Source organism: Ureibacillus sp. FSL K6-2830 (genome assembly GCF_038004145.1).
GTDB lineage: Bacteria > Bacillota > Bacilli > Bacillales_A > Planococcaceae > Ureibacillus > Ureibacillus thermosphaericus.
In genome coordinates, this window is the sequence record NZ_JBBOQR010000001.1 from 3126829 (window position 1) to 3142351 (window position 15523).

Here is a 15523-nt window from a genome sequence, read left to right on the forward strand (position 1 = left end):
AACTATGGGAATTGAGTTAACGGCACTGCATTGGATTTACGTCGTGTTCATCGTGCTCATCATCGGCTTTATGGTGAAACGTCGGGACACTACATTAATTTGTATAGTGGGTATTTTTTTGCTGTCTATGACAGCAACCGGAGATTTCGTTGCTTCCATCAGCAAAGTGTTTTCAAGCTTCATTTATGCCATCACCGAGTTATTATCGACCATCATCATCATTTGTGTCATTGTTGCCATGAGCCGCGTTTTACTGAAAACGGGCATTAATGAAGTGATGGTTTCCCCATTTGCAAAAATTATAAAGAATCCAACTTTAGCGTTTTGGACAATCGGAATTTTAATGATGCTAATTTCTTGGTTTTTCTGGCCTTCCCCAGCTGTTGCATTACTTGGTGCTGTTTTGTTGCCTGTTGCTATTCGTGCTGGACTCCCCGCTCTAGGTGTTGCGATGGCAATGAACTTGTTTGGCCACGGTATTGCCCTCTCTGGTGATTTTGTTATTCAAGGAGCACCGAAATTAACAGCCGATGCAGCTGGACTTCCGGTTCACGAAGTCATTTCTGCAAGCATTCCTCTAGTGATTGTGATGGGGATTGTTACGACAGTTGTAGCATTTCTATTGTTAAAACGGGATATGAAGCGCGGTACGATTGACATGATTGGAAATTTTGATGGTGAAACTCAGGAACAAGAAGAGGTTGACACAAATCTTTTATCGATGAGACAAAAACGAATATTTGCGATATTGATACCAATTGCCTTCTTATTAAATGTAGTGGCTATGTCTATATTTGATTTAACTGGTGGAGATGCGACAGCATTAATTGGTGGAACAACGTTAGCAGTTCTATTACTCCTTTCAATGTTTGCCCATAAAAATGCTGGACTAGAAAAAACGACAAGTTATTTAATTCAAGGTTTTCAATTTGGTTTTAAAGTGTTTGGTCCTGTTATTCCAATTGCCGCATTCTTCTATTTAGGAGATTCGGGATTTACTCAAATCATCGGCAATCATTTACCAGAAGGATCTCAAGGCATCATTAATGATTTAGGGGTCGCACTAGCAGGGGTTGTGCCTTTAACCGCTGAAATTGCTGCAGTGACAGTTGCAGGAGTTGGCGCAATTACAGGGTTAGATGGCTCCGGATTTTCTGGCATTTCGTTAGTAGGTTCGATTGCTAATCTATTTGGCACAGTGATTGGTGAAGGAACTGCTACTCTTACAGCATTAGGTCAAATTGCAGCCATTTATGTTGGTGGTGGAACTTTAGTACCATGGGCTTTAATTCCAGCAGCAGCAATCTGTAATGTGAGCCCATTTGAATTGGCCAGAAGGAACTTGATTCCGGTTGTCATTGGACTTGTTGCAACGACGATTGTTGCCATGATTCTTTTATAAAAAGAAAATCAGGCTGGGAAAAACGGCTTCACTAAAATGAAAAAAGAGAATTTGAGCTCGCTCAAATTCTCTTTTTTCCATTTATTATCTCCTATTGGCCTTTCTTTGTTGTAAAATTTCACAGGCTTTTTTCATTTCAGAGTTGATTTTGTCCCAACATCTTTCATTGGAGTAAAAGAATTATGAAGAAGTTGTCTCTTCAATCGGCAATTCTCTGCGCTTTGTTGTCAGCAAGATGATTATGCCCAATGCGATAAGTCCCGCCAATAAGAACATGCCGGATGATAGTGTAAACATCCCCAATATTGTCGGTCCAACAAAACCGCCCAGAGCCGCAAAAGAGTTTACCAATGCTATTCCAACCGGTGCAGTGGATTCTGTGAAGAAGAATGTCATATATGCAAAGAAACAACCTGTAAATCCATATAAACCAATAGAAGTAAGCATTAACATGATGACCATAAGTGGAACCGTGTCAACGAGCGCACATCCGATAAAGCCAATTAAGGCTATAATTAATGAATAAAATAAATGTTCCTTATGTTTACCTATTCTGTCTGCGTTCCATCCTACAAACAGCATGGATGGAATGGCCACTAGCGGAGGTAACATGGCCAGCCAGCCAATCTCCAAGTTCGTTGTTGCTGTTTCCGATAAAGATTTGATGATAGTGGGTATCCAGAAAGATAAACCATAAACACCGGTATACACTACAAAGTAAAATGCTGATAATTTCCATACGGTTGCATCTTTTAGCATCTCTTTTTTTGACACTTTATTTACTCTGCTATTTTCGCTTCTTTCTTTTTCCAATTCCCCTTCAATCCAATTTTTCTCTTCTTCTGTGAGCCATTTTGCATCGCTTGGACGATTCGTTAAATAGAATAATACAACAATCCCTAGGATGACTGCCGGAATGCCTTCCAAAATAAACATCCAGCGCCAGCTGGCAAGCCCGGCCCACGCAATGTGATCAAGTATCCAAGTTGAAATCGGAGCACCAAATAATCCACCAATCGGTAATGCCAATAATAATACAGCTGTTGCTTTCGAACGTTCATTTTCTTTAAACCAATATGTCAGATATAGAATAATGCCTGGGAAAAATCCTGCTTCTGCAACACCTAATAAAAATCGGAGAATGTATAAATGTCCGGCATTTTGTGCAAAGCCTGTTAATATTCCAACGATTCCCCAAGAAATCATAATGCGCGCAATCCAAATCCTTGCCCCAACTTTATGCATAATCATATTGCTTGGTATCTCGAAGAAAAAGTACCCAATAAAGAAGAAACCTGAAAGCAGGCCAAAGACTTCAGCGGTTAAAGCAAGATCTGCATTCATTTCAAGGGCGGCAAATCCCATATTTACCCGATCGATATAGGCGATGATATATAAAATTAAAACAAAGGGCAATATGCGTACCATTCTTTTTCGTGTTGCAGATTGAACAACAGCAGGATCAGTCATTGTTTCCCCTCCACTTTAATGGTATTCCGATGCGTTTACTCAGTTCATCTAGGGACAAGTCGCCAATAAGCTCTGTGACGCCGATTTCTCCATTTTCAAATGTAAATACCGCGTAATCTGTTACAAGCAGATCGATTGTCCGAATTCCGCTAATCGGATAAGTCAATTCTTTTACGATTTTCGGCGAGCCATCTTTTGCAAACAATGTTGCTGCACCAATTACCTTTTTAGCTCCAGTCACTAAATCCATTGCCCCGCCAACACCTAAAATGGGTTTGTTTGGAACTGCCCAATTCGCTACTTGTCCTTTTGTATTCACTTGCAAAATTCCTAAAACCGCGACATCAATATGCCCTCCACGAATCATGGCAAATGAATCTGCACTGCTGAAGAAAGATGCCCCTTTGATCATCGTTACAGGCTCTTTACCGGCATTAATCAGCTCCGCATCCAGTTCTTCTGCAGTCGGCGGTGGCCCGATTCCCAATAATCCGTTTTCCGCTTGAAAATATAAGTCTTTTCCTTCAGAGAACGAAGCGACCAAAGTTGGAATACCGATGCCTAAATTTATAACTTGCCCATCTTCCAGTTCTTCGGCGATTCGTTTTGCAATTTTTAAACGCACATCAACGTCTGACAAAGCGATCCCCTTCCTTTTTATATTCGGTGCGGATAATGTAATCTACGTAAACATGCGGCGTTACAACATGCTCCGGATCAATTTCTCCAACTTCAACAATCTCATCCACTTCCGCAATCACGATGTCCGCAGCTGTTGCCATGATTGGGTTAAAGTTTCTTGCAGTGGCATGATATGTTAAATTTCCTAATCGGTCTGCTTTATTGGCACGAATGATTGCTACGTTGCCTTTGATGGCTTTTTCGAAAATATATCGCTCGCCATCAATGACCCGTTCCTCTTTTCCTTTTGCCAATTCCGTTCCAACAGCCGTTTTTGTATAAAAGCCGCCGATTCCTGCTCCCCCGCATCGAATTGCCTCGGCCAAAGTCCCCTGCGGCAGCAAATCAATTTCCAATTCCCCTTTTGACCAGGCAATAACGGCTTCCTTGTTGATTGTAAAAAAAGATCCCGTCGCTTTATCAATCTTTCCCTGGATAAACAACTGGTGCAGTCCCATTCCATAATCTCCGAGATTATTGCTGACAACATGCAGATGTTTTACATCCGTTTCGCATATAACATCAATAATCGTTAATGGGGTTCCTACTATCCCGAAACCGCCTACCAAAATGGTTTGGCCGTCTTGAAAAATGGATGAAAGCTCGTAAGGATTATCAACGATTTTTTGTTTCATAGGACTCCCCTTTCATTCTCATAAGTTTTTACTAGATTTTCTGAATCATCCAGCTGTAATATAAGAACTTCCAAAGGCGGCACGCCATCCATCAATAAGACTCATTTTCTCTATTACATTCCGCCTGCGACTTTCACGTGTTCCATTGTAATGCCTGCTGCTTCATCGGAAGCTAAAAAGAACACAGTTCCCGCAATTTCTGAAGCTTCAATGAACCGATTCATCGCTTGGCGTGGATACATGATTCTTGAAAGGGCTTCTTGTTCTGTCAACCCTTCGCTTTCATATAAATCATTTAATTGTTTCTCCAAAAGAGGCGTTTTTACCGGTCCCGGCAATACAGAGTTCACTGTGATTCCGTAAGGAGCCCCTTCAAGCCCTGCAACACTTGTAATGCCCAATACTCCATGCTTTGCAGCCACATAGGCAACTTTTTCAGGAGTGGCCATTTTTCCATGAACCGAAGATATGTTAATGATTCTTCCAAATCTTTGTTTCTTCATTTGCGAAAAAACATGTTTTGTCATTAAGAAAACACCGGTTAACAAGACATCAATCAGTAAACGCCATTTTTCCAATGGAAAATCTTCAATCTTCGCTCGATATTGAAGTCCTGCATTGTTTACTAGCACATCAATTCTTCCATGTTCATCAATAATTTTTGAAATAACATATTGTACCTCGGTTTCATTTGTTACATCCAAACGATAGCCAAAGGCATTTTCCCCCAATTGACTGACCGCTTGATCAAGTTTGTCTTGGTGCAAGTCCAATAAACAAACAATATCACCGTTTTCAAGAAACTTTTTCGTGATCGCAGAACCGATACCGCCGACTGCACCGGTTACTAAGACAACTCTTTTATTCGTCACATGCATCACCTCAGAAACGTGTATTAATCAAATGTTTTAATAGTTCGGAGTCGCGTTGTAAAACGTATTCATCAAAACCTTTGCCAGGATATTCAAAGAATCCTTTGCCGTTTTTCACGCCTAATTGGTTGTTTTCGACTAATGTATTGAGAGATGAATACTCTCTTTCGCCTGATTCGATTTCTTTTTGGAGATTTCTTAATACAATCTGCCATACATCCAATCCGCCAAAATCAATGATTTTCAGCAGGCCGCTTGCCGAAAAACGGAAACCTGGACCGTCATATAATGTTTTTTCTAGATCTTCTTTTGAAACGATTCCATCTTCCAACAGAGATAATGCTTCTCTTGCTAAAGCCACTTGTATTCTGTTTGCAACTAAACCTGGAATTTCCTTTTTAACGATGATCGGGGTTTTATCGATTGATTCAAAAAATGTTTTCACTTTGTCCAATATTTCTGGGGCAGTTTCTTCCAAAGCTAGCAATTCAACCAATGGAACAATTTGAGCGGGATTGAAGAAATGTGTGAGCAATAAATGTTTTCTATGTTTTTCGACATGTAGAGCAATTTCTGAAAGCTTTAAACTTGAAGTGTTTGAGGTTAATATCGCATCCGTCTTTGCAATTTCATCTAATGACTTAAAAATTTGCTGTTTTATTTCTAAATTTTCTGTTGCACTTTCTATAATCAGATCGGCATCTTCCAAGTCTTCCAGTTGAGTTGAATAAGATATAAACGATTTTGCTTCTTCTCGAGAAAATTTTAAAGGGTATTCACTCGATTCAAATAGTTGATAGTAAGTGCTAAATTTTTCTTTTGCCAAGGATATCGACTGTTCTGATACATCCACCACATGGGTTTGAATGCCTTTTATTGCAAAATAAAAGGATATTCCGAATCCCATTGTGCCAGCGCCAGTGACTCCGACTTTTTTCATACAATACCTCCTATAAAGTTTAATAGAACAAGATTGCAACAATTAATCCAGGAATCGCAGCAATCAATGGTGCGATGACAGCAGTTGCAAAAATATGTTTGTAAGCATCTTTGTGAGTAAGTCCAGCAACAACCAATGTGGTAATCACTGCACCGTTATGCGGCAAAGCATCTAAACCGCCCGATGCAATTGCAGCAATTCGGTGGAATGCTTCGGGATTTACACCAAGACTTAAATAAAGATCTGTCAATGTTTCCATGGCAATAGCCAGTCCACCTGAGCTGGAGCCTGTGATACCTGCCAATAAGTTGGTTGCAATAAAGAGTGAAATGAGCGGATTACCGGGAATATTCGCTGCGATTTCTTGAAAGATTGCGAATCCTGAAGTAGCGGCAATTACAGAACCATATCCAACGTCTGCAGAAGTATTAATGATTGGCAATACTGCGTTCGTAGCTCCCATATTGATCGTTTCTTTTTTTACTGAAATATACTTCCAGAAAAGCAAAGCACTAACAACAACGGTAATCATCAAAGTATAAATAATTTCTAATTTGACTAAGTTTAATAAAACGAGCAATAAAATCGGCGGAATCAAACTTAGAACAATGTTAGGAAGTTTTTTATCAGCATATTTGTCTTCCACTTCTCCATTTTTGCTTTCTAAATTTTTCATATTGAAGTACGTTTCTCCACGTTTTTCAGAACGTTTTAATGCGAAATCGATGTACCAGATATTAATGATGATGACAAATATAGCGCTTACAATACCGATCCATGCTCCGGAAGTGACAGTTGTGCCTAGATAGGCGGTCGGAATGATATTCTGTATGGCAGGAGTTCCTGGAAGCATCGTCATCGTAAAGGTCGCCATACCCGGCATAAAAGCCGCAATAAATAAATGCCATGGTATATTCAATTCTTTGAAAATCGGTTTTGCAATCGGCAATATTGCAAAAATAACAACAAATAGGCTCACACCGCCATAAGTTAAAAAGGCGCATATAAACATGATCGTTACCAAAACTCTTAACTTGCTTTTTTTGCCCGATAATTTCAATAAATATTGAGCGATCGTTCGTGCAGCGCCGGACTCTTCCATAAATTTTCCAAACATCGCAGCAAATAAGAAAATTAAGAAATAATTCTTAACATAGTTTGTAAAGCCACTCATGTAGTCATTTTGAAAGGTGTCAATGATTGGCATGTTGTTCAATATCATGACAAATAAGCTTACGACAGGTGCTATGATGATGATTGTGAACCCTCTCATCGCTAAAATGATCAGCAATATCAAGGATAAAATAATCGTTATTAAACTCCACATCTATTCATCTCACCTCTTTTTAGGGATAAAGTAAAATTCATTACATTTTTCCAATAATCCCCTCCTTACCTTGATTGTAAAAATACGGATTTGTAAAAATGGTATTTTTTTCATAGCAATATTGCTGCGTGTATGTATAACATCTTATTAAGATTTTGTGAAACTTATTCGATAAATTTATAAAGTAGTTGCAATGAGGAGTTTGTAAGATTGTAAAAATATAAATCAATTAATAAATCGAGTAGGAGGGAGCGATTAACTCCCGTCCTCTCACACCACCGTACGTACGGTTCCGTATACGGCGGTTCAATTAAGATGATTGACGCAAGTCTTTATATAACTTCCGTGAATAGCTGTTCTCTTTATGCCAGTGGTCACTCCACCCTCCAAGAGGACCCCCACGGGATTCACCGCTTCCTCCCTCAAGTGAGGTACTACGTTTTCTGTGTTCATCATGACTCACTGAATGCCAAGGGCTATTCTCTCTTAATTGTTCGGTCCTTCTTAGTAGTTCTAAACCAACTAATACTATGACCTCTGCTGACTTCTGACGGTTCAGCTACTTATCACTAAGTAGGTTATGAAGCGTACTTCACATATCCGCCAGACCTCCCCGGGTAAGTACATGCACTTTCACACCATCTATCCGCCTCATTTACTCGATATGACCTTCGACAGAAAGAGCTTTGTTTTGTTTTGCAAACTCACTCAATCATACCTAGCCTTATATGAGGTTCGTGTTCCTCGGACCGGTGTTTTGCCTCCAGCTTCCTTCAGATTCCGCGTCACCACGGACATCCTTGCTCTTGGCTAACCTCTACTTCTGTCTTCGGGGTTCGGGACTTACACCCTATAGTTCATGTACATGCCGGGCGCACATAAAGAAAGAAACCGTATTACAAAAGTTGCGGTTTCTTTCTTTCTTTTTTATTTATATGCTTTTGTGAGTTAATGTTCAAAACCATCAACGTATCTTCCATCTTTCGGAATTGCCAATTCATCGAAGTGATGAACTAATTGGGCTAATCCATTTTCCAATTCTTCACCCGACATTGGAACACCGTGTCCACATAGTGCCACTCTTGGACGGAGATAAGCGAGTTTTGTAACGCTTTCTCTTGCTAATTTCCAATTCGTTGTAAAATATTTAGGTGGGCCAGAGATTTCCTTTTCTTGTACAAAAACTTTAAACAGAGACTCTTGTTTCACCGTAACGAACGCATCGCCAGCAATTAGCGAACGGTCCCGTTCACGAAAAAGAGAGATATGACCTGGTGAATGTCCCGGTGTTGGAATCCACTTCCATTCAGGTAACATCGGGATTGTTCCATTTTTCGGCAGTGCATGAACAAAAGAATCTAACTGTATTGGTTGTTTAGGAAAGTATGGTGACATTCTCGCAACGAGTCCACGATCTACCGTAGGATCTGGATTTGGATAGCTTTGTTCTCCTATTAAAAATGGGATTTCTTCTTCATGGGCATATACTGGGACATTCCAATGTTTTACTAAATCAACAATTGCGCCAACATGATCAAAATGTCCATGGGTTAAAAGAATCGCTTTTGGGCGGGCATTTTGACCGAAACGCTGCTCAGCTTCTTCAATGATTGCATTAGCTGATTTCGGCATTCCCGCATCAACTAAAACCCATTGATTGTCTTTATCTGGATCACCAATAAAGCAAACATTGACTACTTGGATTGTAAAATGATATAAATCCTCTGTAATGTTTAGTCCTACCCCACTTAATATAGAAGTGACGGGAATAAATTTATAATCATCACCATAATGTAGCTGTTCGGACATTTCATTACCCCCTTTACATATTATTGAGTATTTCCAATTATGAATTCTTTATTTGTTCAAGAACTTCATTTTGCACTCGTTATTGTCATACATATGTATGAATTGTTTTATTAATAAAAAAACTGTAAAAATTCTTCCGTGGGAGAAGAATTTTTACAGTTTTCATTAAATATGATAATCAATTGGATCATGGCCGTCCACGAAATGCCAGTCATAAGGAGTTTCTTGGTAAACGTAGTAGTTCAACCAGTTGTAGAACAACAGATGGGCATGCGCTCTCCAACTATTTTTTGGCTCTTTTGTTGGATCATTGTTAGGGAAATAGTTTGCTGGTATTTCCACTGGTAAACCTTTCTTAATATCACGCTCATATTCTTCCTTAAGAGTTGTTGCATCATATTCCAAGTGTCCTGTAATCATAATGTGTTTATTATCTTTTGATTGAATGATAAAAGGCCCTACTTCTTCAGAATAGCTCAACAATTGTAAATCAGGATGTTGTTGCACTTCTTCCAAGGAAACTGACGTGTATCGAGAATGAGGTGCCACAAATTCATCATTGAAACCACGAACTAAATCGTTTGTTAAGTCTGTTATCGTGTGTGAATAGATGCCGGAACATTTTTTCGGCAACTCAAATTTCCCTATTCCGAAGTGATAATATAGTGCTGCTTGTGCCGCCCAACATATATAAATTATCGATGTCACATTTTCTTGTGCCCAGTCTAAAATTTCAGTAAATTCTTTCCAATAATTCACTTCTTCAAATTCCATCCGCTCTACTGGCGCTCCTGTGATGACCATGCCGTCAAATCGGCGATGCTTTATTTCGTCAAAGGTTTTATAGAACAATTCCAAATGGCTTTTTGACACATTTTTTGGCTCATATGATGCCGTATTTAAAAATGTTACATTGGTTTGTAAAGGCGTATTGCCAAGCAAACGCAACAATTGCAATTCCGCTTTTTCTTTTTCAGGCATCAAATTAAAAACTAAAATATTTAATGGTCGTATTTCTTGCGATAAAGCACGATCTTCTTCCATCACGAAAATCTTTTCATTTCTTAAAATTTCTCCAGCAGGTAAATTTTTCGGAATATTGATAGGCATTTCTCTAGTCCCCCAATTCTAAATTTTCTTAATATAAAACCCTCTCATTCCAGCAAAGAGAATGAGAGGGTACACAATTTCTTGCACACACTCTCTTATCTCCCAAGGCATAGCCTTGCTGGAATTAGCACCTTTCTAACATCCGTTAGAGGTTGCTGAAGCTTCATTGGGCCAAGTCCCTCCGCTTCTCTTGATAAGAAAGTTTTGAATCCTTATAAAATTAAGATAATCCTAACACATTTAATAGGGATTTGCAATATTAGGTTATTTTATTTTACTCTGCATTTTTGTTAGCCATTCCGAGCTCTCTTTCTCATTCAATTCTTGTTCTAATTGTTGATCCCAACTATTAAATAATGTATTCCATACGCGGATAAATAATTCCTTGTTTTCAACGTTCCAAATAATGAATTCGATACAAGGGACATCATTTACTTGAGTATTTTCCATTGATAGTATGGATTTGATTTGTTGATGATCTTCTTCCAGTTCCGTCGCTTGCATGTTTTGTATTGCTTTCATCATAAAAGGTGCACTGATTGGCCCCTCTTCATTACGTATATAACGATAGATTTGTTCCGGAAAATCATCAAAGTCTAGTACTTCCTCAATATCGCCTTCTACGATTTGATGATGTACAGGGCTATATAGTAGCTCTATTGCTACGGGTTCTAATTCCTCTTCAAATACTCCTAGAGAAAATTGTTTCATTCCTTTTTCGGTAAGTTGATAATAGTTATTTTCCCGTATCAACAACCCATTTTTTTGCATTTTCCGTAATAAATCTTCTATAAATAGTGGCTCTACCAGTAAAATTTCACTGAGCTGTTCAGCCCTTTCGAAAGTTGATTTTTGGCAAGAGAAAAGTAAAATTTTCATTAATATATCCATCGTCCTCTTTCGAACTGGCTGATAAGTGATTTCATACGTATGCATAGGAATACACCAAATATCGGTATGAATGATTAAACCAGCTTTTTCTTTTTCAAGCTTTTTTATTAATTGTTGCTGTATTTGATGGAGTTCCATGTTTATGTTAAGAACGTCTCCTTTGTTATTTTTCGAATACCTTGTTGTTTTTCGACTACTTCATATAGATATTGATACATTTCTTTAGTGTTCTTTGCTTTTGGTCGATTCATGAACATTTCTGAGCTGCCAATAATCATCAGTAATTCTCTTGCTCTCGATAATGCAACGTTTAACCGGCGGTAATCTTTTGCAAAACCGATTTCTCCATGTGGATTGTTTCGAACCATACTTAGTAGTATAACGTCCATTTCCATACCCTGGAATTTATCGACAGAGCCTGTCCGAATATGTAAATGGGACAAATTCAACTCTTCTATTAACAAATTAACTCGATTTACTTGCTCTCGATAGAAACTAATCACACCAACGGATTTTAAAGCATCATTTTCAAGTAAGCCTTGTTCTTTTGATTTTGCAGTTGCTTCGTTTAAATCGATTAATAGCTTCCTTATTGTTTCTAGTTCGGAAGAGTTCAATAAACTAGCGCCTTCCTTCATTCTTTCTTCAAAGTAAAGTGGCTCGTTTGGTAGATCGAACCATAATAAATGTTCATGGCGTTTTACATAATTGCCATTTAATTTATGATCTCTTGCTTCATCAGAATTATCTAAACCACACTGTAAGGACTCGTTGCCGGTCCTATAAAATGGAGTGATGGTTTGCATAATCTTTTCATGCATTCTGTATTGAATTCCAAGCATTATCTTATTTGTGCTAGGTAAATTTTTATATAGACGTTCAAATAATGATTCTTCCAAAAGCTTCTCGAGTTCCCTTTTTTCTTCAAAAGTGTCGCTTTCTTTCATAACTACTTCCAATGTTTCTTCAAATGTATCGTCACCGATTAATGGTGGCAACTGATGGTGGTCACCGACAAGAATAATTTTTTTCCCTTTTAACATTGGAAGCAATAATTCAGGCGGTGTTGCTTTTGATACTTCATCAATAATGACGACATCAAAAGTAGGATAATTGTCCATAAAATCTTTATTTGCGGAAGCAACACAAGTTGTACCAATCACATTTGCATGTTTCACATATAGTTTTCGGATTTCATCTAAATCGTGTTCAGTAGAATTATTTAGTAATAAAAACCATTCTTTTTGAATTTCCTTTGTGATTGGCAACAGTTCAATTTGTTGATGTAATTTTTCAATTTTTAATTGGAAATCTTTAATTTTTTCTTCCGTTTGTTCCAGTTCGAACTCAGGATTTTGTTTTATGAGTTGTTGCAACTGTTCAGCTTTTTTCTCTAAAACAATGCCTTGTCGATGTAATTCTTTTAATTCTTTATGTATGGTCGATAATAATACTCCACCATTGGAAAGTTCTTTTTCAATTGTGGCAATCTCTTGATTGATTTGAGCTTTTTCATGTTCATATGTTTGATAATTGGCTTGTTGTTCAGTTAGTGAAGAAATCTTTTCATTTAATGCGTCGATGATAGCTTGTAACTCGTCAATAGATGGTATGAAATCTGTGTTTTCTATTTGGAAATTCTTTAGTTCTTGATGATATTGTTGAATTAATTGTTGCAGTTGCATCTCTTTTTGGCTTAACGATTGAATATGTTGTTCGCTAAGCCCTAATTGTAGTGAATATTGTTCCGCAACTTCCTTTTTTAATTTTTCAAAAACGGTTTTCGATTCTTCTGCTAATCCTTTGAATTGCAATAATAGCTCATTGACATAAAGCCTTCTGATATATAGGCCGCGTATAGAAGGAATTCCATTTTGGCGATTGATTTTTTGTTGTTTAAAAGCAAGCGCTAATTTATCTAGAAACTCATTCACTTCATGTAAAGAATATTGATGATTTGGCGGCAGCTGAACGGGCTCTATTTGAATTTTTAATGTTTTTTCATTGTATTCAATGGCTTTTTCAATCCGTTCAGAAATTTGCTTCGCGGGTTTTAATTTCAATATTTGTTGATAAATTTTGTCCATATCAAGCAGCAACTGATTAATGACAAATCCTCTTTTGATTCCATGAATGTCAATAAATCCTTCTACTTCTTCTAATTTTTTATAAGATTGCAATTGGTTAAAGGTATCGCTGAATTGCTCTTGTTTTCTTTTCAATATTGTGATTTCATCTACTACTCGTTGCCATTCAGCTTGTGCTTCATTCAATTTTTGTTCCACATGAACATAGTTGATTAAGTTTTCACTTTCTCGAATGTGTTTTTGTGCGTCTTTAATTTCTTGCTGAATTTGATTAAGACCTTTGCTTGCTATCGTTTCTTCGATTTCTCTGAGCTTTTCTGTCCGTTCGTTTAAAGAGTTTTGCAATGTTTCGATTGATTTTTCGGTTTTATCTTTTTGTTTATGATTAGAGATAATTTGTTTCTTTAGCTCAGCAATCGACTCAAATATACCTTTTAATTCTTTCTCGGCTTCCTTTTTTCGCAAAATATCACGTTCAAGTTGAGCTACTTTTTCTGTTAGCTGTTCAATTTGCGTTTTGTAATCATTTATTTCTTTTTGTAATAATTCTTCTTTATGCTCATGTTGGTTAATTTCCTTCGAAATGGCATCAAAGGTTTGTGTTTTCCAATATTCTGCAACATTTTCCTCAATAAATTTTTTGCCTTCTTCTTCAATGCTTTCTGTGCGACCGTACCGTAAAATACGAATATCTTTATTTGCTAGTAGTCTTCCAAGGGCATTATCAACAGCTAAATTTGATTGGGAGGCAATAAGCGTTCTTAGCCCCATTTTGACGTTTTGATAACAAATTTCAGAAATAACGGTCGTCTTACCGGTGCCGGGCGGGCCTTGAATGACAAATAAATCTTCGGCTTCTAGTGCACCCCTTACCGCTTCTCTTTGATATTTGTTTAAATTGTTATAGAATTCAATTTCAAGATGGTTATTGCGTTTTGCTATGTTTGGAACATCTTCAAATAAAAAGTTTTCTAGATTAGGATTTGCGGCAAGTCCTTCTTTTAGTCGATCAAAGCCTTTTAAAAGACGATTTAACTGAGATTTTGTCGAGGCATTGCTAAAGGTGATGGAATCCGTATGAAAATCAAAAACATTTTCTTTTGCTAATTTACTTATTTGAGGAGCTAATTCAATATCGATGGTTTGATGTTGAATATTCGTTTTGACAATTTCCCCAATTTCATTTTTTATGCCATGAACATAAGCGTTCATCCCTTTTAACGATTTCCATTCTTTATCACGAATACCACGTACCTTTAATGAAACCGTTGAAAAGTCTGAGCTGTAAGAAATGGATTGGATATTTGCCTCGATGTCATCGATGTTGGCATTTTTATATAAAACTTTTAAATAACCTTCCCAGCTTGAAATCCGTTTATTTACATAGTCGTATTTTTCTTGTGCTACAGGTAATTGAGCGATGGTTTTTATAAAGTGCTCTGAGTAAGAATGGCCATTGATTCTAGAAGGGACGAAATGGATTCGCATGCCCTTTCGTCTGTTTGTATCAACGGGTGTATGTTTACCCTTTGTTCGGAAACTTTTCGCTATAAGGCCATTTTTTATATCAAATACACAGTCTAAAATCACGACGCGTTCGTTCATTTTTTTCGATAATTTTTCATTTCGACGATTGTCAAAATAAATCGTAAGGGATAGGGATGTTTCTTCTATCGATTGTTTTTCTAAAAAAACAAAAAATGATGATTGTAAACTAAAAAAGGCATGTTCATCGGTAAAATGTTCCTTAATCGCTTCTCGAGCTGTGTTTGTTAAGACGATAAAACATTTGGTTAATTCTACAGTTTGCACCATGAACATCCCTCCTTTTTACTCACAATCGTCATTATATCAAAAATGATTCATCCAATATAGAATTATCGTTAAAAAGGAAAATGACTAGCCATAAAACTAGTCATTCATTTTATTAAGAAGTTTTTTCTTTTTTTGTTCGAGCAATTTCGTTATATTTTGAATCCCATTCAGGATCAACTTTTCGAAGTGGAACAGGTTTGAAATTGTCTTTTTTTACTAAGATATTTACAGTCGTGCCACTTGCGGCAACAGAACCATCTTCGTGTAAAATTTCATAACCATATGTAGTCCGCAATTTGTCATGTTGTTCTACCCATGTACGTACTTTAGCAATTTGTCCATATCTCATTGATTTTTTATATTGGATGGATAAATCGATGACAGGCGAAACATAACCCATTTCTTCTAATTTTACATAGTTAAACCCTAAATCACGAATGAGTTGGGTTCTGCCCATTTCCATCCAAATAAGGTAGTTTGCGTG

12 protein-coding genes and 1 riboswitch are annotated in these 15523 nt (G+C 37.4%); of the genes, 1 reads left to right on the forward strand and 11 read right to left on the reverse strand.

Annotation, left to right across the window (positions count from 1 at the left end):
* The first annotated feature begins 4 nt into the window (after nt 1-4).
* On the forward strand, nt 5-1402 hold the full coding sequence (locus NSU17_RS15500) for a hypothetical protein (RefSeq protein ID WP_340705452.1): 1398 nt from the start codon (nt 5-7) through the stop codon (nt 1400-1402).
* A gap of 180 nt (nt 1403-1582) precedes the next feature.
* On the opposite strand, the gene NSU17_RS15505 is transcribed toward NSU17_RS15500, so the two are convergent.
* The 11 genes from NSU17_RS15505 to NSU17_RS15555 form a co-directional block, all read right to left on the reverse strand.
* A complete protein-coding gene (locus tag NSU17_RS15505) occupies nt 1583-2872 on the reverse strand; it encodes an MFS transporter (RefSeq protein ID WP_340705453.1) in 1290 nt (429 codons plus the stop codon).
* Nucleotides 2865-3512: a 3-oxoacid CoA-transferase subunit B gene (locus NSU17_RS15510; protein WP_340705454.1), complete on the reverse strand. Its 648-nt coding sequence runs from the start codon at nt 3510-3512 to the stop codon at nt 2865-2867. The genes NSU17_RS15505 and NSU17_RS15510 overlap by 8 nt, the downstream gene beginning before the upstream one ends.
* Nucleotides 3499-4188, reverse strand: coding sequence for a CoA transferase subunit A (locus tag NSU17_RS15515; protein WP_340705455.1), 690 nt, complete (start codon nt 4186-4188; stop codon nt 3499-3501). Before NSU17_RS15515 ends, NSU17_RS15510 begins: the two co-directional genes overlap by 14 nt.
* Nucleotides 4189-4301: 113 nt before the next feature.
* Nucleotides 4302-5060 (reverse strand): 3-hydroxybutyrate dehydrogenase, encoded by a 759-nt coding sequence (locus NSU17_RS15520; RefSeq protein WP_445684084.1) that lies wholly within the window; start codon nt 5058-5060, stop codon nt 4302-4304.
* A gap of 10 nt (nt 5061-5070) precedes the next feature.
* Complete coding sequence (locus NSU17_RS15525) at nt 5071-6000, reverse strand: 3-hydroxyacyl-CoA dehydrogenase family protein (protein WP_340705457.1); 930 nt, start codon at nt 5998-6000, stop codon at nt 5071-5073.
* A 19-nt stretch (nt 6001-6019) separates the two neighbouring features.
* A complete protein-coding gene (locus NSU17_RS15530) occupies nt 6020-7327 on the reverse strand; it encodes a GntP family permease (protein ID WP_340705458.1) in 1308 nt (435 codons plus the stop codon).
* A 948-nt stretch (nt 7328-8275) separates the two neighbouring features.
* Nucleotides 8276-9136 (reverse strand): MBL fold metallo-hydrolase, encoded by an 861-nt coding sequence (locus NSU17_RS15535; protein ID WP_340435193.1) that lies wholly within the window; start codon nt 9134-9136, stop codon nt 8276-8278.
* 165 nt (nt 9137-9301) lie between these two features.
* Nucleotides 9302-10246, reverse strand: coding sequence for a homoserine O-acetyltransferase MetA (gene metA, locus NSU17_RS15540; protein ID WP_340705459.1), 945 nt, complete (start codon nt 10244-10246; stop codon nt 9302-9304).
* A 92-nt stretch (nt 10247-10338) separates the two neighbouring features.
* A riboswitch (SAM riboswitch) is annotated at nt 10339-10446 on the reverse strand.
* Between the two features lie 64 nt (nt 10447-10510).
* Nucleotides 10511-11275 carry a hypothetical protein gene (locus tag NSU17_RS15545; RefSeq protein ID WP_340705460.1) on the reverse strand — a complete coding sequence of 255 codons (765 nt, stop codon included), beginning with the start codon at nt 11273-11275 and terminating at the stop codon, nt 10511-10513.
* A gap of 2 nt (nt 11276-11277) precedes the next feature.
* Entirely contained in the window at nt 11278-15039 is a 3762-nt protein-coding gene (locus NSU17_RS15550) for a DEAD/DEAH box helicase (RefSeq protein WP_340705461.1), read from the reverse strand.
* Between the two features lie 112 nt (nt 15040-15151).
* Nucleotides 15152-15523, reverse strand: a 372-nt coding sequence (locus NSU17_RS15555) for an acyl-CoA thioesterase (protein ID WP_340705462.1), incomplete at its 5' end; no start/stop codon positions are given.

Coding starts and splice junctions, on each gene's coding strand:
- NSU17_RS15530 (WP_340705458.1), bottom strand. CDS start 7,327: ATGTGGAGTTTAATAACGATTATTTTATCCTTGATATTGCTGATCATT.
- NSU17_RS15535 (WP_340435193.1), bottom strand. CDS start 9,136: ATGTCCGAACAGCTACATTATGGTGATGATTATAAATTTATTCCCGTC.
- NSU17_RS15505 (WP_340705453.1), bottom strand. CDS start 2,872: ATGACTGATCCTGCTGTTGTTCAATCTGCAACACGAAAAAGAATGGTA.
- NSU17_RS15525 (WP_340705457.1), bottom strand. CDS start 6,000: ATGAAAAAAGTCGGAGTCACTGGCGCTGGCACAATGGGATTCGGAATA.
- NSU17_RS15545 (WP_340705460.1), bottom strand. CDS start 11,275: ATGGAACTCCATCAAATACAGCAACAATTAATAAAAAAGCTTGAAAAA.
- NSU17_RS15500 (WP_340705452.1), top strand. CDS start 5: ATGGGAATTGAGTTAACGGCACTGCATTGGATTTACGTCGTGTTCATC.
- NSU17_RS15515 (WP_340705455.1), bottom strand. CDS start 4,188: ATGAAACAAAAAATCGTTGATAATCCTTACGAGCTTTCATCCATTTTT.
- NSU17_RS15550 (WP_340705461.1), bottom strand. CDS start 15,039: ATGGTGCAAACTGTAGAATTAACCAAATGTTTTATCGTCTTAACAAAC.
- metA (WP_340705459.1), bottom strand. CDS start 10,246: ATGCCTATCAATATTCCGAAAAATTTACCTGCTGGAGAAATTTTAAGA.